Below are 25,390 nucleotides of genomic sequence, written 5' to 3' on the forward strand. Positions count from 1 at the left end.
CCGCACGCGCGCGCCCTGCCTATTCTATCTATCCGAAGACATCAGGAAGGAAAACCTTTCGCCGCGGCGACATAACCGCCTTCCCCGGCAAATTGTATCAGAAGGCCAGGCGTTCAAGCCTTGGACATGTGGCGGGGGGACACCACAGCCCCTTGGCGACAGCAGCTTCAGCCGGCGGCGGACTTGTCCCAGAGCCAGGAGAAAAACAGTGATTCGCCGAGTTCGAGCATGGCATCGACCGCGCGGCTGCTGAGCGAGCCTTCGCCAACCGCCTGCGCGGTATAGAGGGGCACTTCCCTGAGAAGCCGGCTGCCGGCGAAAATCCTGAGCGTGCCAGCCTGATAATCCGGCTGCACCGGCGCTGTCAGCGGCCAGTGATAGACGATGCGCGCCGACAGCCGGTCGGGATTGCTGACCGGAATATAGACGCTGACCGGCGCTTTGGCGACAAGGTCGACGCTGCGCGCCGCGCCGCCATAGACGCTGGCTGCGCCAATCACTTCATGCTCGGCGAATATCTGCCGGTTCTCGAAGGCCGTCAGACCCCATTCGAGCACCCGCTTTGCCTCTTCCGTCCGCTCCTTGTCGGAGGCGATTCCGGCGAGCGCCAGAAACAGCCGCCGTCCGTCGCGCTGAACCGAGGCGACGATCGAATACCCCTCACCCTCGGCAAAGCCCGTCGCAAGTCCGTCAGCGCCGAGATCGAGCCCGAGCAGCGGGTTGCGGTTGCGCTGGAAGATCCTGTTCCACTCGAAATCCGGCTGGGCAAAATAGGGATAGAGATTGGGATAGGATTGCTGGAGAGCGGCGGCAAGCGTCACCATCTCGCGCGCCGTCACTGTGCTCTTGCCATCCGGAAGGCCGGTTGAATTGCCGAACACCGCCTTCTCCATGCCGATTTCGCGGGCGCGGCGCGTCATCGATTCGGCGAATTGCTGCTCGCTTCCGGCCATGCCCTCGGCGAGGATGATGCAGCTGTCATTGGCACCCTGGATGGCGATGCCCTTGATCAGGTCCTCGACGCGCACACGCGATTTCAGTGCCGCAAACATCGTCGCCGTCCGCGACGGCGCGCCGCCGGTGCGCCAGGCATATTCGGAAACGGGATATTCGGTATCGAGCGTGATCTGCCCCTTGGTGACCGCCTCGAAGACGAGATCCATCGTCATCAGCTTGGCGAGCGAAGCCGGCGAAAAGCCCTGATCCTCGTTCTTGGCGAGAAGCACCGTGCCGGTGGATGCCTCGATCATATAGGCCTGCGCCGCCTTGGTGGCGAAACCTGCAGCGCTCCCATCGGCTGGCTGCGCACTTGCGGCGAGCGGCATCAGGCATGCAAGAGCAACTGCGGCGAAATCACGGCTCGGTTTCTTTTCCTCCGGAATTGCAGCAAGACAAAAGCTTAGAGCGGTTCTGCGCTTCGGCGAAAAGCGCAACCGTTCCAGAAGGACAAGCACAGGCCTCAGCATCGCAATTCCCATCCCTCGACGACATTTTGGAGAAGGTTAGAGCGCCGCGAAATCCGATGCAATCGCCCTGCTCAGCGCGCCGCGGATTTTGCCTGCTGGCGCTTGGCCGCGGCAAGGATCGAGGCCTGCGTCAGCCCGTCATTGCGTACCATCACCGCGTCGAAGGCGAGATCGACCGTCACCGTCTTCACGTCCTCGTTCTGAAAGCCGAGCGCGAGGGAAGGCTGCGAGCCGCCATAGGGCCGCTCATAGGGCATGGGACCGATCTCCGGCAGCACGACCACCTGATCGAAGGCCGGCGCGGCGTTGGAGGACGGAGCCGGTGGCGCCACCAGGACATGGGCGGCCGGGGCAAGCGCGGGTGCCGCATTGTAGCGTGCGCTCGGCGTCGAGCCCGCATAGGAGGTCGCCGACACCGGCACCGGCACATTGGCCGGCTGCGGCTGGTAATCTTCCGCGCTCTGCAGCTGATCGCGGGTAATCTTGCGGCTGTTGGAGGCAACCATGACGCCGCTTGCAATCTGCCCTTCCGGATTGACGCCGGGGATGCGGCTACCCTTAGGCACGTAGGAAGCCATCAGATAGGGCATGTCGTGGCCGTCCATGCGAGCGCGACCGACATATTGCACGCGCACCTTGCCGGTGCCGCTGTGCTGCAGATCGAGCATGTCGGCCGTCTTGTTCGAAAGGTCGATGATGCGACCTTCGTGGTAGGGACCACGATCGTTGACGCGCACGATGATCGAGGAGCCGTTCTCGACATTGGTGACGCGCGCATAGCTCGGCAGCGGGAAGGTCGGATGCGCTGCGGAGAGATGCATCTGGTCGTAGACTTCGCCGTTCGCCGTCAAGCGTCCGTGAAAGGCCGAACCGTACCAGGAAGCGATGCCGACCTTGTTATAGGAAAAATCTTCCTTCGGATAATACCACTTGCCCTTCACCACATAAGGATTGCCGACCATGTAGCGGCCGCCACCCTTCGGGATGTTATTGCCGGTGGCGACGCGGGGGCTGGCCTTCACGCCATATTCGGATTCGGAGAAATACTCTTTGCCGTGGGCTCTCTTTTTCGGAACGGCCTGTGTCGTGCCACACGCCGCAACCGTCGCACACATCGCCGATATCGCCAGCCATCGCGCTGTCGTGGCGAAAGACGCCGCCCCGTATCCCAATGTCATATGTCCCACGCCGCTCAAAGATCGTTATGGTTAAGCAATCTTGCCCCATCTCGGGCCAATAACGCCTTATGCCCACCCGCCTAACGAGACTTTAATCTTGCTAGGTTCGTGGCGAATTTACGAATGTTTTCGAAGCGATAGCGACAATTCCAATCATTATGGTTTACAAATTACTAATCCAAGGCTGCCGCCCGCCCTTCTTTGGCCGCAGCCAAAACGGCAATGGGCGTGCCGATGCGGATCATTTGGCGACTTCAAAGCCAGCTTTCGGCGCCTGGGATGCCCCAGAGCGAAACAGCTGCGACATGAAGGTTAACGGCCACCCTGCGCCAATCTCCGCTGGAGTTCGAGCTTTCATCTCAGGGTAGTTGCGCAGGTTGCTTTTCACCCAGCTCGGTCCGGCTCGCGACGGTAACGAGGGTAACCGCTCCCTTGTGGCGTGTAGTTTGTTACTTGACTCAAAGTGGAGTAGAAACTTTATTTGCGGCGTTCGGGTCGTCGCCCGGCGTCCTTTCCACGCTCATCTTTAGGGAGACGAGCTATGGCAAATCACAAGCCAGCAGTGCCTGACGTGTCGATCCACGACTACGCGCCAGCGGAAGCAATTGAAGGAAACCTTCTCGACAACGCCTCGGATCCCGACGGCGACTTGCTTCAGGTTCAGTTCGTCAATGGAATAAGAATCCCCAATAAGACGGGCGAGCCCGGATCTCTGACCATCGAAGGCGAGCACGGAACGCTGACGATTTGGAGCAATGGCGGCTATAGCTACACGGTTACTGATCCCGCAAGCCTCGAGTCCGGCCAGGTCTTCGCCGAAAAATTCTCCTTCAAGATCTCCGATGGAAAAGGCGGCACCGATGTCGCCAATCTCAACATCGGCGTGCATACGCCTCCGCAAGGGCTGTATTCCATCGATTTCGAGAACGCGCCCACGGAATATCCGGGGCAGCCGGATATCGCCTCGGGCTATTCCGGTTTCAAGTTTGGCGACAAGCTCGACGGCAATCTGTGGACGGTCGCCGAATCCGGTGGCAACGAATACGTCGTCACCAACCCTTACAATCCGTTCTTCGATCGCGTTGACGGCAAGCTCTTCACGGTGGAGGGTGTCGACGTCGCGACGGTTTTCGACCCGGCCTATCAAGGTGTCGATGCTCTTGTGACGTTCGAAGGCTATATCGATGGCAACAAGGTGAGCGAGCTGTCGCTGACGGTTTATGGCGATACCATTGCCGATGGCCAGCACATTTCGTTGGCAGCCTTGGGTGCAGTCGATTTCATCCGCTTCGATATTCAACCCGATGTGGAGCCGACGGGCTTTCCGCAGCTCGCATTTGACAACTTCAGCGTCCTCGTCTGACGACGGCAGAAAGAAGCGGCTGTCAAAGCCGCTTCTCTCTGCAGAACAAGTTGACGCTGCGGTCAAAGCTGCTAAAAAGCCGGCCTGTGAGTGAATGGGCAGCAAATCGGCAGAAACCACCGATGCACCAGAAATCCCAAAACGGAATTTCTTACAGCTTCTCAATTACTTGGAAGAGTGTCCGAGTGGTTTAAGGAACCGGTCTTGAAAACCGGCGTGCGGGAAACCGTACCGTGGGTTCGAATCCCACCTCTTCCGCCATTTCCCATTTTAGGTGCCGGCGTTCAGCCGCCCGATGCGGCGGTCTTGAGGCATGCCCCCAAGAGACCGAATGCAGGCGGAAGAAATCACCAGCTGGTGAGGTGGGCGGTGCGTTTGTCGTGGTGAAGTTATCCGGCACGCTCTCTCGCCTAACCCGAAATCGGCACCCCCTACTCCTTGCATAAATTCACAAGGCGCATAGATTCAAGCTATCCGATAGCTTCTACTGGTGACCACGGATGTACTGGCACCGTGCTGATGCAATCAAAGAAAGGTTGGCGCGACCATTCGCGCCGACCTTTCTTTTTATCCAAGACCGTACTGTGGCTACTGCCGCTTTGTCATGCTGGCAGTTCATCACAAGCACCTGGCCGAACTGCTCAATACAACCGCCTCCCCTAAGCTGCTCGTCAGTGACGCCTTCCTCCTGCAGCCAAGGCTTCATGTCGAAGGCGATCTTCCGGATATCAAGTCGGTCGAACAAGCCAGGAGAGCCGGCAGCCTTGAGGCGGCAGCGAGAAATCTCATCGGCGCCATCCAAGCGGTATCGTCAAGGCGCCAAATCCCGCAAAATAAAGGCTGAGCGCGGCGGTGAAAGTGCATGAGGATATGGGATCACGCCCACGCGCGGTTCAATCATCCCCATTCGGTGCGGTCCCCTCACGATAAGAGCGAATAGACCCAGACGCCGATCGAACCCCAGAAGATCACCGGCGTCAGTATCATTCCCAAAACGATTATTTTCGTCACTGCTGTAAGACTCCGCAATTCTGCCCCGCGGCGAAAACCTATTGCGGCAGCCGCGAGTTTGGTATCGGCACGAAGTCCGGGTCGGATCGGACCTTGGTCGGTTTGGCTCGAAGGGCGACGGGCCGGGGAAGTGATCCATGTGCCTCCCCGTCCGGCCTCAATGCCCCGCGGGCGCTCGGCCAAGACGGCAAGTCCCGACCGCGATGGCGAGTGCGACGGCGATCAATGTGGCGGCGACGGCAAAAGTGATCTGCATGCCGAGATGAACGGCCTCGGGAGGCGCGCCGGCGATGTCCGATGTCGCCGATGCTCGCGCGAATATAGCCCCCATGACGGATGCGCCGGTGACCAGCCCGAGATTGCGCGACAAGTTGAGCGTCCCCGAGATGACGCCGCGCTGGTCGGGAGCGACATCTGCCATGACGGCCGTGTTATTCGCCGCCTGGAATAGCTGATAACCGGGCGTGAGAATGACGATGGCGGCGATGTAGCCGGCAATGCCGGGAAGCAGGGCAAGTGCCGTGGCGCCTGTCACCATGGCGACGAGTCCCGCGGCGATCACGAATCGCGCATCCAGCCGATCAACCAGGCGACCGGCCGGAATGCCGCTCAGGATGGAGATAACCGGGCCGATGGACATGACTGCGCCAACGGCAGCCTCGCCGAGGCCGAGCGCACGGGAGAGATAGAAGGGCGCGACCACCAGGGTCGCCATCATGACAGTCGAGACCAGCGCGTTCGTGGCCAGGCTGGCGCTCAGCACGGGATTGCGGAACACCGCCAATCGGATCAGCGGCGAGGCCGTCCTCGCTGAGACGAAGATGAAGAGGCCGGCGCCGCAGACGGTCGCCGCCAGCAGGACCAGGTTCAATGGCCCGAAGCTGCCGCGGCCGATCGTCATTGCCAGCGCATAGGCTGAAAGCGTCGCGGCAAGCAGCACAGTGCCGGCCATGTCGAAGCCGGACTGCTGCGTTTTTCCGATCTTGGCATCGACAGGCAGAAAACGATAGGCGAGAGCGAAGGTGACGGCGCCGAGCGGCACGTTGACGAGGAAGATCGCCGGCCAGCCAAGCCCCGCGATCAGAACGCCGCCGAGCGACGGACCGAGAGCGGTGCCGATCGCCGACATGGTTCCGAGCAGCCCCATGGCGCTGCCGGTTTTCGCTTTCGGTACCGTATCGCCGACAAACGCCACGGTGAGAGCCATCATGATCGCCGCGCCGATGCCCTGCACCGCTCGCGCAGCCGTGATCAGCCAGAGCGCTGGCGCGATCGCACACAGGACGGACGCCAGCGTGAAAAGCAGGATGCCGATAAGCAGCAGCCGTCTGCGGCCGGTCAAATCGCCGAGCCGCCCGACGCTCACGATCAGAGTGGTGATGGCGAGGAGATAGGCCAGCACAATCCACTGCGCGTCCTGGAAGGAGCCATTAAATGCCCGCGCCAGGGCCGGCAGGCCGACATTGGCGATGCTGGTGCCGAGTGACGGCAGCAGCATGGAGAGCGAAAGACTGGCGAGCGTCCAGCGGACGGATGTCGGGCGTTCGACGCCCGCCGCGCCGTGTTCTGCAATGATCGGCTTCACTTTGACCTCCGTTTCGCGCTCCTAAAATGGAGCTCACGAAACCTAGTCTTGTCGTTGCCATGGCGGAAGGCGCAGCATTTGCAGTTCATCCATGCGTTTGACGCCACATGATGGGAAAGCATGTTACACTCGCATGCATGTCGACACCTGATCTCAACCTGCTTGTCACCCTTGATGTCCTGCTTGCCGAAGGCAGCGTTGCCCGTGCCGCCGAGAGGCTGCGTCTCAGCCCGTCGGCGATGAGCCGGCAACTGGCGCGATTGCGCGAAGCCACGGGCGATCCGCTGCTGGTGCGCGCCGGCCGCGGCCTGGTCCCGACGCCGCGGGCGGTCGAGCTGCGCGAGCAGGTCGGCCGGATCGTCGAAGATGGCCGGGCGGTGCTGCGGCCGGCCGAGGCGCTTGATATCAGCCGGCTCGTCCGAACCTTCACACTGCGCGCCAGCGAAGGCTTTGCCGAAAGCTTCGGCCCCGGTCTCATTGCTCACCTCAGCGGGCAAGCGCCCGGCGTGCGGCTGCGCTTCGTTCAGAAACCGGACAAGGACAGCACGCCGATGCGCGATGGAAGCGTCGATCTGGAAACCGGTGTCGTCGACGAAACGATAGGACCGGAGGTGCGGACGCAGGCCTTGTTCCGCGACCGTTTCATCGGCGTCGTGCGCATCGGACATCCGCTTTGCCGGGACGAGATCACGCCCGCCCGTTACACAGCTGGCGGTCACATCGCCGTCTCCCGACGCGGGCTCGACAAGGGATCGATCGACGACGCTCTGAACGCGCTCGGGCTGGACCGGCAGGTCGCCACCATCGTCGGCGGTTTTTCCACAGCGCTGGCGCTCGCCCGTGCCTCCGACCTTATTGCCAGCGTTCCCGAACGGCACACCGTCGCTTTGCGGGTGGGAATGCACAGTTTCCCGCTTCCCGTCCCGACGCCGGAGCTGACGATTTCACTGCTGTGGCACCCCCGAATGGAAGCCGATCCCGCGCATCGCTGGCTGCGCAACTGCGTTCGTGACGTCTGCGCAGCGACGTGACGGGAGAGCCCGCGAGGCCGAGGTCGGATCGGACTATCCGGGGGACGGCGGTTGACTATCCTGTGCCGCCGTGATTTCCCCTCCCGTATTAGCAAGTGAGGACATCATGGCCGAGGACATTATCGTAAAGGACAGCAACGGAAGCCAGCTTCACGACGGCGATTCCGTGACTCTCATCAAAGACCTCAAGGTCAAGGGCACCTCAGAGACGCTGAAGCGCGGGACTTTGGTGAAGGGCATTCGCCTGACGGACAATCCCGGCGAGATCGAGTGCAACACCAAGCAGGTCAAGGGCCTCGTGCTGAGAACGGAATTCCTGAAAAAGGCTTAGGCTTTGCTCGCCGGCGGCTCCTCCTGAGTGTCTATTCCGCCACTTCCTCGGTGACCACTTCGAAGCGGGAGAGTGTTGCAGGGCCGAACGCCGTCGACATGGCGACGTCGGTGGCATCGCGACCGGTCGCCATCAATATCCTGCCGATCCGCGGAGTGTTGTGCCGGGCATCGACCGTATGCCAATGACCGCCGAGAAAGACCTCGAACCAGGCGCTGAAATCCATTGGATTGGGATCGGCTGGAACGCCGATATCGCCGAGATAGCCCGTGCAATATCTGGCAGGAATATTCATGCACCGGCAAAGCGCGATGGCGAGATGGGCAAAATCACGGCAGACGCCGCTTTTGTCGGTAAAACCGCCATGCGCAGTCCGGAGAACGTCGGCCTTCTGGTAGTCGAAAGTGATGTGGTTGTGCACAAAGTCGCAGATCGCCTGCACGCGCGCCCAGCCGAGCCGCGTCGATGAAAAAGTTTCCCAGGCAAAATCCGAGAGCCTGTCGGTGTCGCAGTAACGGCTGCCAAGCAGGAAGACGAGCACCTCGTCGGGCAGGTCCTTGATCGCGTGCTGCACGGCCTCGGTGGGCACGACGTCGGCTTGCCCGGTATCGTAGATCTCAAACCGCGTCGAAATCGTCGTCAGCCCGGGCGGAGAGACAATCCGGCTGCAGGCATTGCCGAAACTGTCGGTATATTCCCAGGCGTCGATTGGCCGGTCGAATGTCAGGACCTGCTCGCTCAAAAGATCGGCACGACGGGAGGGGTGAATGTTGAGCACCAGCAGCATCGGCGTCGGCTGGATGCACTCATAGCCCAGATGAAACCCGGCGCGTATCTTCATTGTGGCTTCCTCGTGCTCTCCCCGCATCGGCGAAGGTGAGTATGGAACGCCAATCTCGCTGCCCGGTTCCAGCAGGCGGCGCACCTGTCATTGAACCGCGGGCGATCCACCATCACCCCTCTTTAATCCACGCCTGCCGCGTGGTCACGTTGACCTGCACCGTCATGCTGTCGAAATCCGACCCGTCGCCGTCATAGCTGCCGCTCAATGGAATTGCCTGGCGCGGATCACGGGCAACGGCCACGCGAATGAGATCGCGGTTGCCGACGATGCCATTGGTCGGATCGAACTCCGCCCACCCGGCCCCGGGAAGATAGACCTGACACCATGCATGCGTGGAGCCGCCACCGAGCACGGTGGAGCCGTCCCGATCGGGAACGTAAACATAGCCGCTGACGAATCGCGCTGCCAGGCCGAGCGTACGTGCTGCCTCCATCATCAGAAGCGCGAAATCCCGGCACGTGCCGGAGCGCAGATGCAAGGTCTCAAGCGGTGTCTGCGTGCCATGTTCCTGGCGCCGCGCATAAACGAAGCTTTCCCGAATGGCATAACAGAGCGTCATCAAGAGGTGCCCGGTCTCGGTCGGGTGCCCCAGGCGCACGAACCGGCGCGCCCAGCGGCCGATCTCATCGCCCGGATCGGGATAATGGCGCTGCATCGCCGGCGCGAGATCGGCGATTTCGTCCTTGTCGTAGGAGAAGGGATAGGTGAGCGCCGCCTCGTCGATTCGAATATCCGGGGCGAGCTGGGGTGTATGGTCGAGCGTGATCCAGGTTTCGAAACGAAGCTCGGACGACGGCCGCGAAAAATCGACGAGCGCCACGCAATTGCCGAAAACATCGTGGATCCAGCGCACATGACTTTGCTCCGGATAGGTCGTCAGGGACGCTTCGATCAGCCGCTGGTCGAAACTGTCGCGCGGCCGGAACATCAGACGATGCTCGCCGAAATCGACCTCCCTGCGGTAACGATAGGCCGTGATGTGGCGGACGGAGAAAATTGTCATGGCCCGCCACCGGCTGATCTATTCACCTTACTGCTCCCAAGATGGCGACTCCGTCTCCTCATGAAGCGCCCTTCCCGCTTCCCCGCCTATCCCGATTTCTTGTCATATAAGCAGGTTTGAAAGATTGCTATTGTACCTTCACCGATCGACGGCAGAGCCGTTCAAGCTGAGAGGATAACATGCACATCATCTGGGACGTTCTGACGCTTCTGCTGACCATCGGTTCGCTCTATGGCGGTCGCGAATATCGGATTATTCGCGCCCGTGCCCGCGCCCAGAATTGGGGCAACTTCTAAAACCGATCCTGGCGGTCGCGGCCGCAATCTGTCGGTCGCGATTACGTCGAATGACGCAATGTCAAACGCTTAAGGAAATGCTGTATTAGTCGAGACGGTTTCCATCCGTCTATTCTCTCTGTTATGCCAAGCCCGCCTCACCCCAGGCGGGCTTTTTTCATGCACGCTCGGCTGCTCGGCGACGGCGCGCGTTTCGCTGCTGCCGCTACTTCTTGGCGCCGGCCGAAAGCACCCGATGCGTCGCGTCGTCCATTGCGTGGCTGGCCTCCTGTCCATCCTTCTTCAGTCCGTACGCGGTATTGCCGCAGGCGGAAAGCGTCAGCAGGGAGAGGCAGGCGAAGGCGACAGCAGCTTTTGACATTGTTTTTTCCCGGATGGAGGCGACCTGCATGAAAAATGATGCAGTCGGCGCCAAAATCAATCCGCCGCTCAGGACATGAAAGCGGCAGCCAGCCGAAGAGCTCAACCAACTGCACCAGATCGGGGCAAGTTCCGGCGCCCATTCCCACACTGATCTAGGTTACGCCTGACAAAAACTCCATGGGCCGTTGCACTGCTTGAGGATTGGCGCAAGAACCACCAGTAGACCGTGTATTTACGCTTATATCAAATCGGGAAACCCTACCACGTATGTAGTAGTTATACTTTTATTTAAATATCATTCTTAACTATTCATTAACAATAACCTTGTGTCGCTCGCGCTTAGGCTTATTCTTTACTCCAAAGGGGAGAGGAAAGAATGTTTAGCAAAAGCCTGATCATGCCTTTCGGCTTCGCAATGCTTGCTGCGGCTGGCCTGCTGTTCCAGCTGATCGCCTACCTGCTCGAAACACCCGTCACCCTGCTGCAGCCGTAAATCGCCTAAGTTCCTCCAGCAGTGGAACTTTCTGCGGTTTCGTGCTTTCCTGCGAGTCGGTTTACCAGGAGGGATGACCATGGAAGGTGCAGGCGTGGGTTGGATTGCAGCCATCATCATCGGCGGTATCGCCGGCTGGCTGGCGGAAAAAGTCATGAGCAGCAGCATGGGCGTGCTCATGAACATTTTGCTTGGCATCGTCGGCGCGATCGTCGCCAACTGGATCCTCGGTATCTTGCACATTCAGCCGCTGGCCGGCTGGCTCGGCTACCTGATCACCGGCTTCATCGGTGCCTGCCTTCTTATTTTCATCGGCCGCGCCATCCGTCGCTGATGGCGCAGACATAACGATCAGACATGACTCAAAGCCGGGCGCGCTTTGCGTCCGGCTTTTTTCTGTTTCGAATTCCGTGTCAGCGGCGGCTCAGCAGGCCGAAAACATAGGCGATGCCCGCCGTCACTGCGAGCGCCATGATCGGCTCTTCGCGAACCTTGTCGCGCAGCCGTTCCGTCATCAGCGAAGCTTCGTCCGTCACCACCGACTTCGCCCCCTGTCCCAGCGCCCGCACGCTCTCCGTCAGTCTAGACAGATCTTCACGGAGTGCCGTGACCTGCGCCGACAGATCGTCTGCTGCAAGATCCGCCTTGACGCGCGCAGCGGTGGATTCGGCGGAAGCGGTTTTCAAATCTGCCATGGTCTGCTCCTGTTTCATGGGATGCCGCTTCAACGAAATGACGGCCCGAAAGGTTCCGCCGAAGCCCGACTTTTGTTGGCTGTCAACGCCTTGCATCGCCACCGCCTCTCTACGCAGCTTTTCGCGTGACAAACCCTTCATTTCCTGTTGGGTTTGTTCTAAGGAACGTCGAATGTCTGCCCGCGCGCGGGTCAATGAATACTGCGAGGTTTGCGTTTCCATGTTCCATTTTCTGAGAAGAGCTGCTCAGACCTGGGTTGCCAAGCTGCTCCTGCTTCTCCTTGTGGCCTCCTTCGGCATCTGGGGCGTATCGCGTGAGCTGATATCGGGCGGCAGCAGCACCACGGTCGTGACCGTCGGCGATCAGCATGTGGGCGTCAACGAGTTCCACCTCGCCTATCAACGCCAAGTGGCAAGCCTCGGCCAGCAATTCGGCATGCGCCTCACCCCGGAACAGGCCCGTGCCTTCGGCGTCGAACAGCAGGTCCTCTCCCAGCTCATCGCGGGCGCTTCGCTCGACCAGCTCGCCGAAGACATGAATCTCGGCCTGTCAGAGGATCGCCTCGCCCAGCTGATCGGCGATGATCCGGCTTTCAAGGCCGTCAACGGCCAGTTCGACCGCGAGCTGTTCGTCTCGCGGTTGCGCAATGCCAACATCCGCCAGGACGATTACATCAAGGAGCGCAGCAAGGTCGCCGTCCGCAGCCAGATCGTCGACGCGGTTTCCAACGGCTTCACTGCGCCGAAGACGCTGATCGACGCGATGAAGCTTTACGGCGATGAAAGCCGCAGTGTCGACTACCTCTTGCTCACCAACGCGAATATCGAGCCGATCAAGGCGCCGGCCGATGACGTCCTGGCCGCCTGGTTCGAGGGCGTCAAGCAGCGTTACCGCGCACCGGAATATCGTAAGATCGCCTATCTCAAGCTGCAGCCGGCGGATATCGCCGATGCTGCGACCGTCACCGACGACCAGGTCCGCGAGGCCTTCGATAAGGGCAAGGACAGCTACCGCACGCCGGAAAGCCGCACTATCGAGCAGCTGACCTTCACCAGCAAGGATCTTGCCGCAGCCGCCGAAACCGCGCTGAAGAGCGGCACCAGCTTCGATCAGCTGGTCTCCGACCAGGGCAAGACGGCAAGCGACGTGATGCTTGGCGAATTCACCAAGGACAAGGTTCCCGACCAGGCCGTCGCCGATGCCGCCTTCGCGGTTTCGAAAGACGGTGGCACGACGCCGGTTGTCGACGGTTCTTTCGGTCCCGTCATCCTGCGCATCACCAACATCAAGGCGGAAACGACGAAGAATTTCGACGAGGTGAAGGAGGAGATCCGCAAGCAGCTGGCGCTTTCCAACGCCTCGCAGGAAGTGATCAACGTTCACGACCACATTGAGGATCTGCGCGCTGGCGGCACTACGCTTGAAGATATCGCCGGCCAGTTGAAGCTCAAGGCCGTAACCATCGATGCCGTCGACGCGACCGGTGCAGACAAGGACGGCAAGGAGGTCAAGGATATCCCCGTCAAACAGCAGCTGCTCGGGGAAGCGTTCAAGACCGAAGTCGGCGTTGATGCGCCGCCGCTTCCGATCGGCAATGACGGCTATGTCTGGTTCAATGTCCGCGAAATCACACCGGACCGCGACCGCCCGATTGCCGAGGTGCGCGAAAAAGCCGTCGAGGACTGGACGGCGGAGCAGCAGAAGGCCGAACTCGCCAAAAAGGCCGAGGAATTGAAGGCCGAGGCGCAAAAGGGCATCGCCCTTGCCGACATTGCGACGCCGCTCGGCATCGCCGTCGAAAGCAAGAGCGGCATCACCCGCTCCACCGACGATCCAGTTCTCGGCCGCGCCGGCGTCAAGGCGGCCTTCTCCGGCCCTGTCGACACGGTGGCGAGCGCTGTCGGCGCCGATCCCTCGACGCAGATCCTGATGAAGGTCACCGAGGTCAACAGCCAGCCGACCGGCGACGTGCTGAACAACCGCGATGCCCAGCTCACCGCCATGGCCAACGCCGCCGGCGATGATATCCTCGATCAGATGGTCAACCTGCTGCAGACGCAGTACGGCGCGCAAGTCAACCAGACGCTCGCCGAACAGACCGCGGCACGCTAGAACAGGATGATTTTAGGCCCGGTCGGCCTGAAATCTGAATCCTGTTCTGATTTAGATATTAGAGCATGATGTCGTCCGAAAACCGCTCACACTTTTCGGCATCATGCTCTAGAACAGGATGATTTTAGGCGCTTGCCTAAAGTCTGAATCCTGTTCCGAATTCAACAGTTAGGGCATGATGTCCGCCGAAGGTCATTAGAGTTTTCGGCAGCCTGCTCTGGGAGGTTTTATGACCGATCTGAAGCCGTTCCTGGCCAAGGCCGCAAGCCGCGAGCCGCTGACGCGTGACGAGGCGCGCGATGCCTTCGACATCCTGATGTCGGGCCAGGCGACGCCTTCGCAGATCGGCGGCTTCCTGATGGCGCTGCGCGTGCGTGGTGAAAGCGTCGACGAGATCGTCGGCGCCGTCACCACCATGCGGTCGAAAATGCTGACCGTCGAGGCGCCCGCCGATGCCATCGATATCGTCGGCACCGGCGGCGATGCCAGCGGCACCTACAATATTTCGACGCTGGCGGCGCTGATCGTTGCCGGCGCCGGTGTGCCGGTGGCAAAACACGGCAATCGGGCACTGAGTTCGAAATCAGGCGCGGCGGACAATCTGTCGGCACTTGGCGTCAACATCGATGTCGGTCCCGAGATCATTTCCCGCTGCATTGCCGAGGCCAGCGTCGGCTTCATGTTCGCGCAGCTTCATCATTCCGCCATGCGCCATGTCGGCCCGTCCCGCGTCGAACTCGGCACCCGCACCATCTTCAATCTTCTTGGACCGCTTTCCAATCCGGCCGGTGTGCGCCGCCAGCTGCTTGGCGTCTTTTCGCCGCAATGGCTGGTACCGCTGGCCGAAGTCATGCGCGATCTCGGCTCCGAATGCGTCTGGGTCGTCCATGGCGACGGTCTCGACGAGATTACCACGACCGGCATCACCAAGGTTGCAGCCCTCGAGGGCGGCAATATCCGCACCTTCGAGCTGTCGCCGGCCGACTTCGGCGTCAGCCCCTGCGTGCTCGCCGATATCAAGGGCGGCGACGGCGTCGCCAATGCTGCAGCACTTCGCGCGGTTCTTGGTGGCGCGAAGAACGCCTACCGCGATGTCTCGCTGGCAAATGCTGCCGCCTCGCTCGTCATCTCGGGCAAGGTCGAAACGATCCGCGACGGCATGAAGCTTGCCGCGCATTCGCTCGATAGCGGCGCGACGGCGCTCGCCCTCGACAAACTCATCGCCGTTTCCAACGATATCGATTAGGATTGCCGGATGAGCGATATCCTGAAGAAGATCGAACTCTACAAGCGCGAGGAGATCGCCGCCGCCAAGGCGACGGTGTCGCTGGCCGACCTGAAGGCGATGCAGGCCGGGCAGTCCGCGCCGCGCGGCTTTTACCAGGCGATCACCGCCAAGCGTGAGGCTGGCCTTTTCGGCCTGATCGCCGAGATCAAGAAGGCAAGCCCGTCCAAGGGTCTCATTCGTCCAGATTTCGATCCGCCGGCGCTGGCAAAGGCCTACGAAGCCGGCGGCGCAGCCTGCCTTTCCGTGCTGACCGACACGCCGAGTTTTCACGGCGCACCGGAATTTCTGACGGCGGCGCGGGCCGCCTGCGCCCTGCCCGCCCTGCGCAAAGACTTCATGTTCGAGACCTATCAGGTCCATGAGGCGCGCGCCTGGGGTGCCGACTGCATTCTGCTGATCATGGCGTCGCTGACCGATGACGAGGCGGAGCGTTTGCAGGACGAAGCTTTCTCGCTCGGCATGGATGTCTTGGTCGAGGTTCATGACGCGCCGGAAATGGAACGGGCGCTGAAGCTCTCGTCGCCGCTTATCGGCATCAACAACCGAAACCTCAGGACTTTCGACGTCAGTCTGACGGTCAGCGAGATGCTTGCTTCCATGGTGCCGGCAGAGCGGCTGCTCGTCGGCGAAAGCGGCATCTTCACCCATGCCGATTGCAAGCGTCTGCAGGCCGTCGACATCAATACCTTCCTTGTCGGCGAAAGCCTCATGCGCAAGGACGACGTGGCGGCCGCCACCCGCGCGCTGCTCTTTGGCGAAGCCGCCGTCGCGGCCGAATGACATGAGCGGCGCAAAGCCCGGTCTGACCCATATCGATGCCTCCGGCGAGGCTCATATGGTCGATGTCTCCGACAAAGCCGAGACGGTGCGCGTCGCCACCGCCGAGGGCCATGTGAAGATGGCGCCGCAAACGCTCGCGCTCATCCGCCAGGGCAATGCCAAGAAGGGCGATGTCATCGGCACAGCGCGCCTTGCCGGCATCATGGCGGCAAAACGAACCGCCGATCTCATCCCGCTCTGCCATCCGCTGATGCTGACGAAGGTCACGGTCGAGATCGAGGAGGATGCCGCCCTGCCCGGCCTGCGCGTCACGGCAACGGCCAAGCTGACCGGCAAGACCGGTGTGGAGATGGAGGCGCTGACCGCGGTCTCGATCGCTTGTCTGACGATCTACGACATGGCCAAGGCAGCCGACAAGGCAATGGAGATCGGCGGCGTCAGGCTGCTCGAAAAATCCGGCGGCAAATCCGGCGGTTTCCGTCATCCGGAGGCGAAATGAACCTTCTGCCGGTCGCCGAGGCACAGAACCGACTGCTTTCCCGGGCAAAGCCGGTTACAGCATCCGAGACGCTGCCGCTCGCCGAAGCAGAGGGCCGCGTCCTCGCCACAGATCTCACGGCGAGCCTGACACAGCCACCCTTCAATGCATCGGCGATGGATGGCTATGCGTTACGCCGCGACGACGCGCCGGAGCCGGGTGCTGTGCTGAAGGTCATCGGCACCTCGGCCGCCGGCCACGGCTTTGCCGGAAACGTCGGCCACGGAGAAGCCGTCCGCATCTTCACCGGTGCGCCTGTGCCGTCAGGCGCCGACAGCGTCCTGCTGCAGGAGGATGCGGAGCAGATCGAAGGTGGAATCAGAACCAGTTTCCCTGTTCGCCCGGGCCAGCATGTGCGTCCTCGCGGCCAGGATTTCGTCGAAGGCGAAGCCGTGCTGTCGGCCGGAACCGTGCTCGATTTCCCGCGGCTGACGGTCGCCGCCGCCATGAACCGGCCCGATGTCGAGATTCTCAAACGCCCGCTGATCGCCATCCTCGCAACCGGCGACGAACTGCTGCCGCCCGGAAGCACGCCCGGCCCTTCGCAGATCATAGCATCCAATACGTTCGGTATCGCAGCCCTTGCCCGCAAGGCCGGTGCCGACGTGCTCGATCTCGGCATCGTCCCGGACAATAAGGCAAGGATTACCGCGGCGATCGATAAGGCGCGGGGCGCCGAGGCCGATGTCATCGTCACGCTCGGCGGCGCTTCGGTCGGTGATCATGATCTGGTGCAGGCGACGCTGATCGAAGCCGGGATGCAACTCGATTTCTGGCGCATCGCCATGCGCCCCGGCAAACCGCTGATGGTCGGCAGCTTCGGCCAAACGCATGTGCTCGGTCTGCCCGGCAATCCGGTCTCGAGCCTCGTCTGTTCGCAGCTGTTCCTGGAACCGCTGATCCGCAAGCTCGCTTCCCTGCCGCCAGTGCGCCGCGAGGCAACAGTGGAGGCGGCCGTCTCTCTGCGTGCCAATGACCATCGGCAGGACTATATCAGGGCGAAACTTTCGAAATCGGCCGCTGGCAATTGGCTGGCCGAACCTTTCGCCAAGCAGGACTCCTCGCTGATGAAAGTATTTGCCCAAGCCGATTGCCTCATCATCCGCCCACCGCATGCGCCGGAATTACCAGCCGGAGCGCCCTGCCCGGTCATGCTGTTGCGGCCGGACCTTCTGGTTTAGTTGCGTCGTCAGCTATCCCGGAAAGCGAAAAGACGCCCGCCTGCACCGCCTTGTCTGCCGATCCCGCCCCGAAATCCGCAACCCCATGGGTTGCGATTCGCGTGAGTTCCCCGTGTGGGAGATGGGCGCGCTCGGGATCGCCGATCAACACCTCGATACCGGCGGCCTGGCAGCGCCGCAGGAAGGCCATCACCCGTGAAGCAAGTGAGGGATCGTAGAACAGGTCGCCGACCACGAGGAGATCGAGTTCCTCCGGCGGCGGCTCGTCGATGATGTCGGCGGCAACCGCAACGATGCTCACACCGTTCACTGCGGCGTTGAGACCGATTGCGGCAATGGCATTGGCATCGACATCGACCGCCATCACGGCGACAGCCCCGGCCTTGGCCGCCGCGATGGCAACCAGCCCGGAGCCGGCACCGAGATCAATGATGCGGCGGCCGGCAACCACTTCCGGGCACTCGAGCAGATGGCGGGCAAGCACGACGCCGCCGGCCCAGGGATAGGCCCAGTAGGGCGCTGGATCGCCTTCTTCGCTGCCGGCAAGCCGCCAGAGCCCGCTCCTGGGGCCCGCGATATGAAGCAGGATTTCTGGGATTGAGGGAACCGGTGATATCGGCAGATTGGCCTGAATGAAGGCGGCGGGATCGGGATGCGGCATGCCGGAGCGTTTCATCGTCGTCTGCATCCTCCCCATTTAGACACAAGCAGTAGGAAACTGTCGCCCTAAGGGGTCGCCGCCTGCCCCGGCTGCCGCCACCGCCCGGAGACGAGCCACGGGTCTTGACCCCGGCCAGGGCCAGGGTTAGGCGCAATCTTCGTCCAACAAGACAGCAGTGCTGCCCATCGCGAAATCCGATTCAAAAGTCCTCATGTGAATGCGGCATATCGCTGTTCTGCCCGGCGAAATCAGCCGGGCTTCTTCTTCGAAAACTTGTTCTTCGGCCCCGCGTCGCCCTTGCCCTCATATTTCGGGCGTTCGGATTTGCCGCCTTCGAATTTCGGCTTGTCATATCCGGGCTTGTCGGATTTCTGGCGATCGAAGCCAGGCTTGCCGGGTTTCTTGCTCCAGGGTTTGCTGTCTCGCCGCTCCTGGCCGCCATTCTCAGCCGCGGCGTAACCGCCGGCCGAACCCTTGCCGAACTTCTTCGTCGGCCGCTCATCGCGGAAGGAGTCGCCCGGCCGTTCGTCACGCGAGGTCTTGCCGGCATAGGGCTTGGCCGCCGCCGCACGGCTGAAATCCGGTGTACCGGAAAGCCTGGTGACGCGGATGCCGCGTTCCAGCGTCTTGTTCGGGCCGAGAGCCTCCTGGAAACCGTCGGCGCTTGCTACGGCGATCTCGACATAGGTTTCCTCGGGCTGCATCTTGATCGCGCCGATCTCGCGCTTCGTCACGTTGCCATTGCGGCAGAGCATCGGGATGAGCCAGCGCGGCTCCGCATTCTGCTTGCGCCCGACCGAGACGGAGAACCACACGCTGGGGCCGAAATCCTCGCGCGGTCCCTTCTGTGCCGGCGCATAGGGCTCGGCATTGTCGCGACGCTTGCGGTTGCGCTCGTCCTGCACGCTGACTTCGATCAGATCTTCCGGAGCCGAATGATTGGTGCGGTAGAGGCGCAGGAAGGCGGCGGCGAGCTTCTCGGCGCCGTGGCTGGCGAGAAGTTGCTGCACCAGCCCCTGCTCTTCTTCCTGCGGCGCGTCGTGAAAAATCGGATCGGCAAGCAGCCGTTCGTCGTCGCGCTCGTTCACTTCCTCGGCAGATGGCGGTCGCGCCCAGGCAGCTGAAATGCCGGCGTTCTCCAGCAGGCGTTCGGCCTTGCGTCGCGCGTTCAACGGCACGATCATGGCGCTGATGCCTTTGCGCCCGGCCCTGCCGGTACGGCCGCTGCGATGCAGCAGCGTTTCCGGATTGGTCGGCAGGTCGGCATGGATGACGAGATCGAGGCCTGGCAGGTCGATGCCGCGGGCAGCGACGTCGGTCGCGATGCAGACACGGGCGCGGCCGTCGCGCATCGCCTGCAGCGCATGGCTGCGTTCGTTCTGCGTCAGTTCGCCGGAAAGCGCCACGACGTCGAAATTGCGGTTGTTGAAGCGCGCGGTCAGATGATTGACGGCGGCACGTGTCGAACAGAAGACGATGGCGTTGGTCGCCTCGTAATAGCGCAGCACGTTGATGATCGCGTTTTCGCGGTCACTCGGAGCCACGACAAGCGCGCGATATTCGATATCGACATGCTGCTTTTCCTCGGCCGCGGTGCTGATGCGCACGGCATTGCGCTGATAGCTCTTGGCAAGCTTGGCGATCGCCGCCGGCACAGTGGCCGAAAACATCAGCGTCCGCCGTTCGTCCGGCGCCGAATCGAGAATGAATTCCAGGTCCTCGCGGAAGCCGAGATCGAGCATTTCGTCGGCCTCGTCGAGCACCGCGGCCTTCAGCTTCGACATGTCGAGCGCATTGCGGCGGATATGATCGCAGAGCCGCCCCGGCGTCCCGACGACGATATGGGCGCCGCGTTCCAGCGAGCGGCGCTCGCTGCGGATGTCCATGCCGCCGACGCAGCTGGCAATCACCGCGCCGGTCATCTCATAAAGCCATTCGAGCTCGCGTTTGACCTGCAGGGCAAGCTCGCGGGTCGGGGCGATGACGAGGGCGAGCGGAGCACCGGCATTGCCGAAGCGTTCCCTGCCCTCAAGCAGCGTCGGCGCTAGCGCCAGCCCGAAGGCAACGGTCTTGCCGGAACCGGTCTGCGCGGAAACCAGGGCGTCGGACGCGGCGAGATCCGGATCGAGCATCGACTTCTGCACCGGGGTGAGTTCGACGTAACCGCGCTTCTGCAACGCCTTGGCGATCGCCGGAACGACGCCGTTGAATTCTGTCATGAGTTCGATCTTTCGGAGCTGTCAGGCGCGAAATGCGCCATGGCCGGAGCCAGCCGGCGGGATATTTTGCGCCGTTCCTAGCCGCTCCCGCAGCGATTGTCAAAGCGTGCGGCTGCGCCACAGCCAGGCGTCGATATGGCTTGCCCGGCCGCGCAGCTCCGTTTCCAGCGGACCATCCATCCGCCCGGCCTGCAGCAGCGCGCTGTCGGGGCCTGCGGCGCGGACGATTTCGTCGCTCAGCGCCAGTTCCACGCCGTTGCTGGCGGCGACCTCCATCAGCCGGGCGCCGACATTCACCGTGTCGCCGGCCGCGGTGATTTGCTGCCGGTCGCCAGTGCCGAGCCGCGATGCGACGATCGGGCCGCAATGGGCGCCGACCTTGAAGCCGATCTTCTTCTCGGCAAAGCCCGCATGCGCGCCAAGCCAAGCCCGCGTACGCTCGCAGAGGCCGACCGCACAAGCGACGGCGCGGGCTGCATCGTCATCGGCCGGCTCCGGCAGGCCGAACAGGATCATTGCCCCGTCGCCCATAAAGCTGGTGATGGCGCCGCCGTGAGCGCGGGCCTCCTCATCGATGATTTCGAAGAAACCGCTCAGAACTTCGCTGACCTTGACCGGTCCGAGCTTTTCGCTGAACCCGGTGAAACCGGAGAGATCGATGAAGATGACGGCAGCATTCTGCCGCACCGGCGCGGCAAGGAAATTAGGATCGCGCGCCAGCCATTCTCCAAGACCGGGAGCCTCAATGCGCTGCAGAAGGGCGCTCTGCTCGGCGAAATGGCGGGCGCGGCCGCGGTCGAGCCAGAGTTCGGCCGCACCGAGCATCAATGCCGGCGGCAGCGCTGCGGCGATCGGCAGTGCCGCACTCAGCCAATAACCATGGGCAAAGGCCGACAGATTGAGCATGGCCCAGACCACCAGAACCATCACGATGATGAGATAACCCGCAGCACTCCGCCGCCAGGCCACCAGCGAAACGAGCAGGAGCGCCAGGCCGATGGCCGTGCCGGCGTCGATCAGTCTCATCCTGTGATCGCGCACCATGCCGTCGCTGGTGACGAGATGGGTGATTGCCGTCGACATCACCTCGACCCCGGGCATCACGGGATCGAACGGCGTCGGGAAGACGTCGCCGCCGCCGGTGACCGTCGAACCGATGACGACGATGCGGCCTGCCACCGCCGCTGCCGGCAGCTTGCCGTCAAGCGCATCGGCGGCGCTGAAGGTGGCGATGCTGCCGCGCCCGCCATAGAAGGTCACCGGCAGGCGCTGTCCGATATCCGTGGGGATACGCAGCGCTCCAAGTGTGATGGCATCGCGTTCGATACTCGGATCGGCGCCGAGCGCCACAGAGGCGACACGCAGCGGAAAAGCCGGATCCAGCCGGTCGGCGCTGCGCGAAATCAGCGGAATGAAACGCGGCGTACCGGTCTGATCGGTTGCGACATTGACGATGCCGACCGCGGCCGCCTCGGCAAAGCGCGGGAGCGGCAGCAGAAGCTGGCTTGCCTCGGGGATGGCGGCCAACGGGTCTTCGGCGGCATTGCTGACCCGCTGTCTGCTTTGCGCAAAAGTGGCCGCGCCCGCAATAATGGTCGGCCCTTGACGCAAGGCGACGGTCAGGGCAGCATCACCCTCCTCCGGCCCGGGATCGACGAGCAAGATGTCGAGCGCCAGGGCTTTCGGCTTGCCCGCATTGATCGCGCCGACGAGGTGGGCAAGCGTCGCGCGGTCGAGCGGATAGCCGTGGACGGCGGCGGTTCGGTCATCGATCGCGACGATCGAAACGACGGCCGGCGGCTCTCTTGCCCCGACCACGAGGCTGCGGATATCCGCAAGCGTGGCTTCCACCCGGTCGAGAAGGCGGACTTCGCCGTTGAGATTGAGATAACCGAGTGACGCGCCCCAGAGACCGGCGAACAGCAGCGCGATCACGGTCAGCAGACGATGGCTCATGATATCTATTGGCCGAGGCGGGCAAGAAGGGCAGCGACGCGCGGCGCCGGCCAGCGGCGCACGACAAGGGGTTCGGTTGAGCTGGTCACATCGACGCCCTCGCCTGGCGACAGCACCACGGGTTCGCCGGCCGTTCGACGGACGGCAACGCTGCCCCTGACCACCAGCACCGAGGTCTTGCCGCCTGCGACGTCGACGGCCCATTGCGTGCCGCGCACGGCAGCAATCGCCTGCGGCGTCACCACCTGGAAACCACCTGTGTGCTGACTGCTGTCGACATCGACAAGAATGGCCTTGCGCCGCAGCGACGCTGAGTCGGGACTACCGTCATGGTTGCGGTCGGCAAGGCGGAAAGATGCTCCGGCTTCTGCCGTCACCTTGACGCCGCCGGGGCAGTTCAGCACCTGACGGGCGCCGGCGTCACGCGATATTGCACAGCCTGCAGACTGCGCGAAGGCCGCCCCATGCGGTATGAAGCCGGCAGCCAGCGCGGCGGCAAACAGGTTGCGAAGCGTCGTATGCATCGAAAGCCCCTTTGACCGTACGGAACAGCTTGTGCGAAAGCGCCCGCCAACCGTCTTCTTCCATATCAGCCATGATAGCCGAATTCCGATATTTCCCTAGGCGAAAAAGCAGACCGGTAAAACCACCGGCGACTTCTCAGGGACCACTTCTTACCTGCGGCGCCGGCCCGGCATAACGCGCGCGCGGCCGAATCAACTCTCCGCTCTCGATCTGCTCCATCGCATGCGCGAGCCAGCCGATGGAACGGGCAAGCGAAAAAATGATGATCGGCGCCTCTCGAGGCAGACCGAAGGCGGCGGCCATGGCGGCAAGCGCGAAATCGACATTGACCTTCTCGCCGACCATCTCCTCGCCCGTTTCTCGAAACTCGGCAAATTGCGGCGGCAGGGAAAAGTGCGAAAGCAACGCCAGAGCCCTGATATCGCCATCGGGATAGAGCGGGTGGCCGAAGGCCGCGAGGTGATTGCCCTGGACAAGCGAGCGGCGGATCGCCTGCTCCGCGCCGAGAGCCGAGGATGACTCGATCAGCGCGTTGACACGCTGCCAGGCCGCGCCGTGCAGCGGCCCCGTCAGCGTTGCGAGACCGGAGAGCACGGCGGCCGACAATGCGGCACCCGCCGAGGCGGTGACCCGCGCCGCAAAGGTCGAGGCGTTGAGCTCGTGATCGGCAAGCAGTACCAGCGCCCGGCGCAGGCAATCGGCGGCATCCGGCCGGTCCCAGCTTGCCGCCAGCCGCAGATGCAGCGGCTGGTCCGCAGGCCCCGCCGCCAGCGCATCGGCGATGGTCGAGACAACGCCGTGCGCCTCGCGCCGCAGGGCCACCTGCGATCGACCGAGCGCTGGCAGATCCGCCGTCACCCGCCCTGCCAGCGCCAGGAACGCAGCCTGAATCGAGGGCGGCGCACTTCCGGATCCTGTGCTTGAGAAGAGCGTTGCCGCGCCGTTCCAGAGAAGTGCCGCAGTCTGCTCCAGCGTCGCCGCCTCGGCGAAATCGGTGGCATCCTCTCCGCGATAGAAAAGCCGTCCTGCGATGATGGTGGCGATCGCCGAGGAGAGAACCGGGTCGCCCCAGCGTATCGTCTCGGCGGCAACCGTTTCGGCCTTGCGGCGGCCTGCATGGCGTTCGGCCAGTCGCTGCACGTCGGCAGCCTGGTAGAGGCTGCGGCGCGGATCGGCTGGATCGGGCTTGGCGCGGATGCGCCCGCGGCTGACATTGGCGTAAAGCGTCTGCGGCTTGGTCTTCAGTGCCTGCAGCGCCTGTTCGGCGGTCAGCCACGGCATCGGAGCCTCATATTGATCAATTGCATCAAGATTGACGTCAATGAAACTAGGCCGGATCATTTTTGTGGTAAAGGAGAAACAATATGAAAAATGGCTTGGAAGACGTCATTGCCGCCGAAACGCAGCTCTCGGATGTCGATGGCGAAGCGGGGCGGCTGATTATCCGCGGCGTATCGCTGGATCGTCTCGTCGCGGATGGAACCTATGAGGGCGTCGCCGCCCTGTTGCTCGATGGTCTGATGGAGCGGAGCTTCGATCAAGCGGAGTTGCGCGGCTGGCTGGCGAAAGCGCGAACGAAAATCTTCGTCCATACCGAGGCAGCCGACGCCACCCTGCTCGCGCTGCCGCCGGTCGATGCGATGCGGGCGCTGATCGCACGGCTGCCCGACGGAGAGGATTTCGACACCGCGCTCGGCCTTCTGGCGGCGCCCGCAGTCTTCCTGCCCGCGGTGCTCCGGCTGCAGCGCGGCCAAAAGCCGATCGCTCCCGACGCCGCGCTGTCGCAGGCGGCCGATATCCTGCGCATGTTGACCGGAAAATTGCCGAGCAAGGAGCAAGTGGCGGCGCTCGATACCTATCTCGTGACGATCTCAGACCATGGTCTCAACGCCTCGACCTTCGCATCGCGCGTCATCGCTTCGACCCAAGCCGGCCTCACCTCTTCCGTGCTGGCGGCGCTGGGCGCGCTAAAGGGACCGCTGCATGGCGGCGCGCCGGGGCCCGTCCTCGACATGCTGGATGCAGTGGGAACGGCGGAGAATGCCGGCCGTTGGCTCGGCGAGGCGCTCGATCGCGGCGAAAGGTTGATGGGCTTCGGCCACCGCATCTACCGCGTCCGCGATCCGCGCGCCGATGCGCTGAAAGGCGCGCTGAAGCCGCTGATAGCGTCAGGACAGGTGGACAGCGCCCGCGGTGCGCTGGCGGAAGCCGTAGAGGCCGCAGCATTGGCGATTCTGAAGGCGCGCAAGCCGGACCGGCCGCTCGACGTCAATGTCGAATTCTACACCGCGCTGTTGCTCGAAGCGCTCGGCTTTCCGCGGCAAGCCTTCACCGGCGTGTTCGCTATCGGCCGCACCGTCGGTTGGCTGGCGCATGCGCGCGAACAAGCGCTCAACGGGCGGCTGATTCGTCCGCGTTCGGTCTATATCGGGCCGTTGCCGGCTGCTGCATGAAGGCTGATCCGGAAGGA

General features: G+C 62.6%; 23 protein-coding genes and 1 tRNA gene. 11 read left to right on the forward strand and 13 right to left on the reverse strand.

Features of this window, described 5'->3' with window-relative positions:
* Positions 1–167: 167 nt before the first annotated feature.
* Together J2J99_RS11300 and J2J99_RS11305 are read right to left on the reverse strand one after the other, a co-directional pair.
* Positions 168–1,325 (reverse strand): D-alanyl-D-alanine carboxypeptidase family protein, encoded by a 1,158-nt coding sequence (locus tag J2J99_RS11300; RefSeq protein WP_168297140.1) that lies wholly within the window; start codon positions 1,323–1,325, stop codon positions 168–170.
* A 212-nt stretch (positions 1,326–1,537) separates the two neighbouring features.
* Entirely contained in the window at positions 1,538–2,644 is a 1,107-nt protein-coding gene (locus J2J99_RS11305) for a septal ring lytic transglycosylase RlpA family protein (protein WP_168297123.1), read from the reverse strand.
* 541 nt (positions 2,645–3,185) lie between these two features.
* Between J2J99_RS11305 and J2J99_RS11310 the strand changes: the two genes are divergently transcribed.
* Complete coding sequence (locus tag J2J99_RS11310; protein ID WP_168297139.1) at positions 3,186–4,007, forward strand: Ig-like domain-containing protein; 822 nt, start codon at positions 3,186–3,188, stop codon at positions 4,005–4,007.
* Positions 4,008–4,178: 171 nt separating this feature from the next.
* A tRNA-Ser gene (locus J2J99_RS11315) sits at positions 4,179–4,268 on the forward strand.
* 223 nt (positions 4,269–4,491) lie between these two features.
* On the opposite strand, the gene J2J99_RS11320 is transcribed toward J2J99_RS11315, so the two are convergent.
* Positions 4,492–4,809, reverse strand: a complete 318-nt coding sequence (locus J2J99_RS11320) for a hypothetical protein (RefSeq protein ID WP_168297001.1) — start codon at positions 4,807–4,809, stop codon at positions 4,492–4,494.
* Between the two features lie 366 nt (positions 4,810–5,175).
* Positions 5,176–6,603, reverse strand: a complete 1,428-nt coding sequence (locus J2J99_RS11325) for an MFS transporter (protein WP_168297122.1) — start codon at positions 6,601–6,603, stop codon at positions 5,176–5,178.
* Between the two features lie 137 nt (positions 6,604–6,740).
* Here J2J99_RS11325 and J2J99_RS11330 point away from each other — a divergent pair, with 137 nt between their 5' ends.
* Positions 6,741–7,634, forward strand: coding sequence for a LysR family transcriptional regulator (locus tag J2J99_RS11330; protein WP_168297121.1), 894 nt, complete (start codon positions 6,741–6,743; stop codon positions 7,632–7,634).
* Between the two features lie 106 nt (positions 7,635–7,740).
* Positions 7,741–7,965, forward strand: coding sequence for an alkylphosphonate utilization protein (locus tag J2J99_RS11335; RefSeq protein WP_168297120.1), 225 nt, complete (start codon positions 7,741–7,743; stop codon positions 7,963–7,965).
* A gap of 31 nt (positions 7,966–7,996) precedes the next feature.
* Here the strand turns inward: J2J99_RS11335 and J2J99_RS11340 are convergent, their stop codons facing one another.
* The 3 genes from J2J99_RS11340 to J2J99_RS11350 form a co-directional block, all read right to left on the reverse strand.
* Positions 7,997–8,806, reverse strand: coding sequence for a transglutaminase-like domain-containing protein (locus J2J99_RS11340; protein WP_168297119.1), 810 nt, complete (start codon positions 8,804–8,806; stop codon positions 7,997–7,999).
* Positions 8,807–8,918: 112 nt separating this feature from the next.
* Entirely contained in the window at positions 8,919–9,812 is an 894-nt protein-coding gene (locus J2J99_RS11345; protein WP_168297118.1) for a transglutaminase family protein, read from the reverse strand.
* A gap of 501 nt (positions 9,813–10,313) precedes the next feature.
* Positions 10,314–10,469 (reverse strand): entericidin, encoded by a 156-nt coding sequence (locus J2J99_RS11350; protein ID WP_168297117.1) that lies wholly within the window; start codon positions 10,467–10,469, stop codon positions 10,314–10,316.
* A gap of 574 nt (positions 10,470–11,043) precedes the next feature.
* On the opposite strand from J2J99_RS11350, the gene J2J99_RS11355 reads away from it, so the two are divergent.
* On the forward strand, positions 11,044–11,298 hold the full coding sequence (locus J2J99_RS11355; RefSeq protein ID WP_168297116.1) for a GlsB/YeaQ/YmgE family stress response membrane protein: 255 nt from the start codon (positions 11,044–11,046) through the stop codon (positions 11,296–11,298).
* A gap of 79 nt (positions 11,299–11,377) precedes the next feature.
* On the opposite strand, the gene J2J99_RS11360 is transcribed toward J2J99_RS11355, so the two are convergent.
* Complete coding sequence (locus J2J99_RS11360) at positions 11,378–11,659, reverse strand: hypothetical protein (RefSeq protein WP_168297138.1); 282 nt, start codon at positions 11,657–11,659, stop codon at positions 11,378–11,380.
* Between the two features lie 220 nt (positions 11,660–11,879).
* On the opposite strand from J2J99_RS11360, the gene J2J99_RS11365 reads away from it, so the two are divergent.
* From J2J99_RS11365 to J2J99_RS11385, 5 genes are all read left to right on the forward strand, one after another.
* Positions 11,880–13,772 (forward strand): peptidylprolyl isomerase, encoded by a 1,893-nt coding sequence (locus J2J99_RS11365; RefSeq protein WP_168297115.1) that lies wholly within the window; start codon positions 11,880–11,882, stop codon positions 13,770–13,772.
* A 229-nt stretch (positions 13,773–14,001) separates the two neighbouring features.
* Positions 14,002–15,018: an anthranilate phosphoribosyltransferase gene (gene trpD / locus J2J99_RS11370; RefSeq protein WP_168297114.1), complete on the forward strand. Its 1,017-nt coding sequence runs from the start codon at positions 14,002–14,004 to the stop codon at positions 15,016–15,018.
* A gap of 9 nt (positions 15,019–15,027) precedes the next feature.
* A complete protein-coding gene (gene trpC, locus J2J99_RS11375) occupies positions 15,028–15,840 on the forward strand; it encodes an indole-3-glycerol phosphate synthase TrpC (protein ID WP_168297113.1) in 813 nt (270 codons plus the stop codon).
* A 1-nt stretch (position 15,841) separates the two neighbouring features.
* Positions 15,842–16,339: a cyclic pyranopterin monophosphate synthase MoaC gene (gene moaC / locus J2J99_RS11380; RefSeq protein ID WP_168297112.1), complete on the forward strand. Its 498-nt coding sequence runs from the start codon at positions 15,842–15,844 to the stop codon at positions 16,337–16,339.
* Positions 16,336–17,559, forward strand: coding sequence for a molybdopterin molybdotransferase MoeA (locus J2J99_RS11385; protein ID WP_168297111.1), 1,224 nt, complete (start codon positions 16,336–16,338; stop codon positions 17,557–17,559). Before moaC ends, J2J99_RS11385 begins: the two co-directional genes overlap by 4 nt.
* On the opposite strand, the gene J2J99_RS11390 is transcribed toward J2J99_RS11385, so the two are convergent.
* From J2J99_RS11390 to J2J99_RS11410, 5 genes are all read right to left on the reverse strand, one after another.
* Entirely contained in the window at positions 17,528–18,235 is a 708-nt protein-coding gene (locus tag J2J99_RS11390; RefSeq protein WP_168297110.1) for a class I SAM-dependent methyltransferase, read from the reverse strand. The two genes, J2J99_RS11385 and J2J99_RS11390, sit on opposite strands and share 32 nt — an antisense overlap.
* Positions 18,236–18,468: 233 nt before the next feature.
* Positions 18,469–20,439 carry a DEAD/DEAH box helicase gene (locus J2J99_RS11395; protein WP_168297109.1) on the reverse strand — a complete coding sequence of 657 codons (1,971 nt, stop codon included), beginning with the start codon at positions 20,437–20,439 and terminating at the stop codon, positions 18,469–18,471.
* A gap of 99 nt (positions 20,440–20,538) precedes the next feature.
* On the reverse strand, positions 20,539–22,395 hold the full coding sequence (locus J2J99_RS11400; protein ID WP_168297108.1) for a CHASE2 domain-containing protein: 1,857 nt from the start codon (positions 22,393–22,395) through the stop codon (positions 20,539–20,541).
* Positions 22,396–22,400: 5 nt separating this feature from the next.
* Complete coding sequence (locus J2J99_RS11405) at positions 22,401–22,919, reverse strand: FecR domain-containing protein (RefSeq protein WP_168297107.1); 519 nt, start codon at positions 22,917–22,919, stop codon at positions 22,401–22,403.
* A 136-nt stretch (positions 22,920–23,055) separates the two neighbouring features.
* A complete protein-coding gene (locus J2J99_RS11410) occupies positions 23,056–24,201 on the reverse strand; it encodes a citrate synthase (RefSeq protein ID WP_205918857.1) in 1,146 nt (381 codons plus the stop codon).
* An 83-nt stretch (positions 24,202–24,284) separates the two neighbouring features.
* On the opposite strand from J2J99_RS11410, the gene J2J99_RS11415 reads away from it, so the two are divergent.
* Positions 24,285–25,373, forward strand: coding sequence for a citrate synthase/methylcitrate synthase (locus J2J99_RS11415; RefSeq protein WP_168297105.1), 1,089 nt, complete (start codon positions 24,285–24,287; stop codon positions 25,371–25,373).
* The last annotated feature ends 17 nt before the right edge of the window (positions 25,374–25,390 follow it).

Origin of the sequence: Rhizobium binae (genome assembly GCF_017357225.1) — a bacterium.
GTDB lineage: Bacteria > Pseudomonadota > Alphaproteobacteria > Rhizobiales > Rhizobiaceae > Rhizobium > Rhizobium binae.